At 56.2% G+C, this 4,833-nt stretch carries 6 protein-coding genes; 5 read left to right on the top strand and 1 reads right to left on the bottom strand.

Translation table 11 applies throughout. From position 1 onward, the window contains the following. Positions 1-820 (top strand): TonB-dependent receptor domain-containing protein (locus tag DMP17_RS46200; RefSeq protein WP_337833030.1); only part of this gene is annotated, 820 nt, incomplete at its 5' end. Between the two features lie 151 nt (positions 821-971). Here DMP17_RS46200 and yihA read toward each other — a convergent pair. Then, complete coding sequence (gene yihA, locus DMP17_RS46205; protein WP_337833031.1) at positions 972-1,655, bottom strand: ribosome biogenesis GTP-binding protein YihA/YsxC; 684 nt, start codon at positions 1,653-1,655, stop codon at positions 972-974. 113 nt (positions 1,656-1,768) lie between these two features. Here yihA and DMP17_RS46210 point away from each other — a divergent pair, with 113 nt between their 5' ends. The 4 genes from DMP17_RS46210 to DMP17_RS46225 all read left to right on the top strand — a co-directional run. Beyond that, positions 1,769-2,662, top strand: coding sequence for a c-type cytochrome (locus DMP17_RS46210; protein WP_337833032.1), 894 nt, complete (start codon positions 1,769-1,771; stop codon positions 2,660-2,662). 146 nt (positions 2,663-2,808) lie between these two features. Continuing rightward, a complete protein-coding gene (locus DMP17_RS46215) occupies positions 2,809-3,501 on the top strand; it encodes a thiol:disulfide interchange protein DsbA/DsbL (protein ID WP_337833033.1) in 693 nt (230 codons plus the stop codon). Between the two features lie 48 nt (positions 3,502-3,549). After that, positions 3,550-4,314: a thiol:disulfide interchange protein DsbA/DsbL gene (locus DMP17_RS46220; RefSeq protein WP_337833034.1), complete on the top strand. Its 765-nt coding sequence runs from the start codon at positions 3,550-3,552 to the stop codon at positions 4,312-4,314. A 24-nt stretch (positions 4,315-4,338) separates the two neighbouring features. Continuing rightward, positions 4,339-4,833: endonuclease/exonuclease/phosphatase family protein (locus DMP17_RS46225; protein WP_337833035.1), on the top strand; the 495-nt coding region annotated here is incomplete at its 3' end.

Below are 4,833 nucleotides of genomic sequence, written 5' to 3' on the forward strand. Positions count from 1 at the left end.
TCCACGCGTCGATCAGTTGAACGCCGGCGTCGGTTTCGGCGTTGATCGCGCAACCGGCAAGCCAGGCGGTGGCGGTGGTAACCCAATGCTTGATCCGTGGAAGGCTGACGCGTTTGATATCTCGTACGAAAAGTACTGGGGTGATAAGGCATACGTCTCCTTGGCATACTTTTACAAGGACCTGAAGACGTACATCTATACGCAGACCGTTGATGGCTATGACTGGACTGACTTCGTCAAGAACTGGAAACGCAACCCAGGTGACGCGCCTGTCCTGAACACGGGTACCTACACCGCACCAATGAATGGCGAAGGCGGCAAATTGCAAGGCTTCGAAGTGACGGCTTCGCTTCCATTCGGCATGTTGACGCCGGCCCTGCACGGTTTCGGCATTCAAGCCAGTGCTTCGTTCAATGACAGCAACATCAAGATTGTCGAACCGACCGCTACCGGCAGCCTCGGCAGTGCCCCTGCTCCTCTGCCAGGATTGTCGGACCGCGTTTACAACTTGACCGCGTACTACGAAAACAACGGATTCGAAGCTCGGTTGAGTAATCGTCGCCGTTCCGACTTCGTCGGTGAAATCGGTAACTTTGCAGGCCAGCGTCAACTGCGCATGGTCAAGGGTGAAAACATTCTCGACGCACAAGTCGGCTATGTGTTCCCTGATGCGAGCCGCATGAAGGGCTTGGCATTGCAGCTGCAAGTGTCGAACCTGACTAACGGGAAGTATCAAACATACACCGGTACGGTAGACCGTCCGCTTGAGTTCATTGAGTGGGGTCGTACGTACTCGCTTGGCGCAACGTACAAGTTCTAATCGCCTCGCGATTAAACTTGAAACTTGAAATCAAAAATCCCGGTGACGAAAGTTGCCGGGATTTTTGTTTGTACTGATGCCCAAAAAAAACGCCGCGAGCTTCAAACTCGCGGCGCTTGTAGATTTTTGATTTTTGATTTCGCGTTTATCGTCAGATCTCGAGCCACGCTCGGATCACGTTCACCGCTTCGTCCACGCCAACTTTGGATTCACCCGAAAAAACCTGCACCGAAACCGAATCACCAAACCTCGCCTGCAGTTCCTTGCGCACTTTCATGAGCACTTGATTCGAACCTCCGCGACCAAGCTTGTCAGCCTTCGTCAGCAGAGCATGCGCCGGCAAACCACCGTCGACGGCATATTGCAGCATCTGCAAATCGTATTCCTTCAACGGATGGCGGATGTCCATCACAACGACGAGACCCTTCAGTGCCTCACGCGTCTGGAAATAATCGTAAATAAAAGCCTGCCAATGCGCCTGCAAATCCTTCGGCACCTTCGCGTAACCGTAGCCTGGCAAGTCGACGAGCGCGCGGTCGGCGTGCGGCGGCAATGCGAAGTAGACGAGCTGCTGCGTGCGGCCCGGAGTCTTGGAGACGCGGGCGAGAGCATTTTGGCGGCAGATGGCGTTCAGGGCCGTAGACTTACCGGCGTTCGAGCGCCCGGCAAAAGCCACCTCTGCCCCCTGATCCGGCGGCAATTGGCGTTGATTGTGCGCTGCCAACCAATATTGGGCGCGTTCTAGTGGATTCGACATGGGGTATAGCATGGCATATTCAGGGAAATTGGCGTGTATTTTGGCAAAAACACCCCTCAGACGTTGACCGTTCGCCATGTTCAGCCGATAATTCTTTAGTTAATGTTCGCTCAGTTTCGCTGGGTGGATGAATTGTCTTTCAAATTTTCTTGGAGCCCGTCTCGAATATGAGCCCAATTCGAATTCTCGGAATGACCGGCGCGGCCGCGTTGGCAATTGCTGCGGCGGTTGGTTTTGCCCAGAACAACCCTGACGCTGCGGCGAAGCCTGCGACCGAAGCTGCACCGGCTGCGGCTGCTGCGACGACGGCTGCAACGGCGACCTGGGGCGACCCGAAGGCTGGCGCGACGAAGGCTGCTGCTTGCGCGGCGTGTCATGGTCTCGACGGTAACCCGATCGACCCAGCGTTCCCACGCTTGGCCGGCATGCCTGAGCTGTACGTTGCGCATCAGATCGAACTGTTCAAGACGAACGTGCGTAACGAGCCAGAAGCCGCTCAGATGAAGCCATTCGCTGATGCGCTGTCGGCGCAGGACGCTCGCGACATCGGCGCGCATTACGCGACGCAAGTTGCAGGTGCTGGCGTTGCAGACGCAACTCTGATCGCAACGGGTCCGAATGCGGGCAAGCGCGTGTATGAAGTGGGTCAGAAGCTTTTCTGGCAAGGCGACAAGGATCGCGAGATCGGCGCATGCTTCGCATGTCACGGTCCTGCAGGTGGCGGTAACGCCGGTCCACCGTTCCCACACATCGGTGGTCAGCAAGCGGCTTACGTCAAGCGTCGTCTGGAATACTTCCGCGGTGGCGTCTCGAACGATCCGAACAAGCATTTGTACGGCATGATGCATGACGTTGCGAAGAACCTGACGGACGAAGAAATCGTCGGTCTGTCGGCCTACTTGCAAGGTCTGCACGACCGTTCGCTGGATAAGGGCGTGAAGTTAACGCAAGCTCAAATCGACGCAGCGGCTGCGAAGCAGAAGGCAGCAGACGCAACAGCTTCGGCGGCTCCAGCTCCGGCAGCACCTGCTGCTGACGCAGCGGCACCAGCAGCACCAGCAGCACCGGCACCAGTTACGAAGTAACACCACGCGCGGCGAAGGAACTTCGCACGCCGTTCAGAACGCCGATTGCACAATATGTGTGGTCGGCGTTTTGCTTTGGGGCTTTCGCTTTGGCCTTTGGCCTTTTACCTGCGGTTAGACTAGAGACGAATAGATTAGGGATACAGATGGCGAACATGAAAAACTTTTTGAAAATTGTCGCAACGGCCGTACTCGGCATGAGTGTCGCGGTGGGTGCGAGTGCGCAGAACCGCAAACTGGTGGAAGGCCAGGATTATGTGACGTTGAAATCGGCGGATCGTTTTGAGCCGGCAACGAAGGCCGGGCAAATCGAAGTTGTTGAAGTGTTCGGTTATCTGTGCGGGCATTGCGCGGCTTTTGACCCGAAAATGAGTGCATTCGAATCCCGTTTGCCGAAGGACGTTGTCGTGCGTTATGTCCCGGCGTCGTTTAGCTCGAACTGGGAACCGTATGCGCGCGCGTATGAAGCCGCGAAAATTCTCGGCGTCGCGAACAAGTCGCATGGTGCGATGTTCCGTGCGATTCACGACACTCGTTCATTGCCTACGAGCGGTGCATCTGCGCAGGAAATTGCAGGATTTTATAAGGCCTACGGTGTTGCGCCGGCGAAGTTCGTCGCGACCTTTAACGATGGACGCATTGACCGCGCGATGGACCGCAACGAAAAGTGGATGATGCGCAAGGAAGTTGAAGGCACGCCATCGATCATTGTCGACGGTCGCTACAAAGTGCTTGGCCGCAGCCACGACGAGTTTCTGATGAACACGGGGCTTTTGATCAGTGAGATCCGTGCGAAGCAGCCAAAGCCTGTTGCAAAGCCGGCGCCCCGCGGCAAGTAAAGGTGTAAAATTTAGAAATCCCCCAGAAATTCAACGGAAACGGAATACATGAAGATTCGCGCATTGGTTTTGGCAGCAATGATTTCAGGTCTCGCAGCTTGCAGCGGCGATAAGGCACCGACACCGGAAGCCACAACGCCGGCACCGGCAGCAACGGAAGCGGCGGCAACGGCACCGGTCGTCAACGAAGTCGAAGCACCGAACAACAACCCAATCGTGCCGCCTGTCGGACCAGCGCCAATTGCGGGTACGGATTATGTCGTCATCGAAAATGGTGCGCCATTCGATCCAATCGAAGGCAAGATCGAAGTCGCGGAAGCGTTCGGTTACATCTGCCCTGCCTGTGCGCGTTTCCAACCGCTCGTGAATGCGTGGATGGCGAAGCAGCCGGCTGACGTGAACTTCACCTATGTGCCTGCGGAATTCGGTGATCAGTGGAAGCCTTACGCGAAGGCGTATTTCGCTGCGCAGGCTCTGGGCATTGAGAAGAAGTCCCACGACGCCGTCATCCAGGCGATCCACGTTGACGGTAAGTTGCCTGCCGAAGGTCAAACGCCAAACGAGCAGAAGGTCGCGGATTTCTACGCGCAATTCGGCGTGAAGTCGGCGGACTTCCTCGCAGCGATGAATAGCTTTGCGACGACGGGTAAGTTGAATAAGGCGAAGCAATTTTTCCTGGCTTCGGGTGTTGAAGGTACGCCGACGTTGATCGTCAACGGTAAGTACCGTATCACTGGCAAAACTTACGAAGACAACCTCCGCATCGCCGATCATTTGGTTGCGATGGAGCGTGGAGCTTCGGCTGCGAAGTAATTTTTTCGCAGTTTAATTAAGGACATGTCAGACACGCGGTCGCTGAAGATCTTGAGTGCGAACATCCAAGCGGGTTCGAGCACGAAGGGTTATCACGATTACGTCGCGCGCAGTTGGTCTCATGTGTTGCCGATGGGGGGCAAGCAATCGAAGCTCGACACGATTGCGGAGTTGCTCTCGTCGTATGACATTGTCGGTTTGAATGAAGCGGACCCCGGCTCTTTGCGGTCGGGGTTTCGCAATCAGACGCATTATCTCGCCGAGCGCGCCGGTTTCGAGCACTGGTCGCACCAACCGAACCGTTCGGTCGGCGGCGTCGCCTCCAGCGCCAACGGTCTACTGAGCCGCTTCGGTCCGCGCAAAGTCAACATCCATCCACTACCCGGTCGCATCTCGGGGCGCGGGTTGTTGATTGCGAATTTTGGTAATGGGGTTGAAGGATTGCACGTCGCGGTCTGCCATCTGTCGCTTGGTGCTCAGTCGCGTGCCGCGCAGTTGGCATTCATCGCGGAGCATTTG

The sequence above is a fragment of the Pseudonocardia sp. TMWB2A genome, assembly GCF_017312135.1.

What these genes read in the sequence shown, in the direction of transcription:
- yihA (WP_337833031.1), bottom strand. Translation starts at nt 1,655, where the DNA reads ATGGCGAACGGTCAACGTCTGAGGGGTGTTTTTGCCAAAATACACGCC.
- DMP17_RS46210 (WP_337833032.1), top strand. Translation starts at nt 1,769, where the DNA reads ATGACCGGCGCGGCCGCGTTGGCAATTGCTGCGGCGGTTGGTTTTGCC.
- DMP17_RS46215 (WP_337833033.1), top strand. Translation starts at nt 2,809, where the DNA reads ATGGCGAACATGAAAAACTTTTTGAAAATTGTCGCAACGGCCGTACTC.
- DMP17_RS46220 (WP_337833034.1), top strand. Translation starts at nt 3,550, where the DNA reads ATGAAGATTCGCGCATTGGTTTTGGCAGCAATGATTTCAGGTCTCGCA.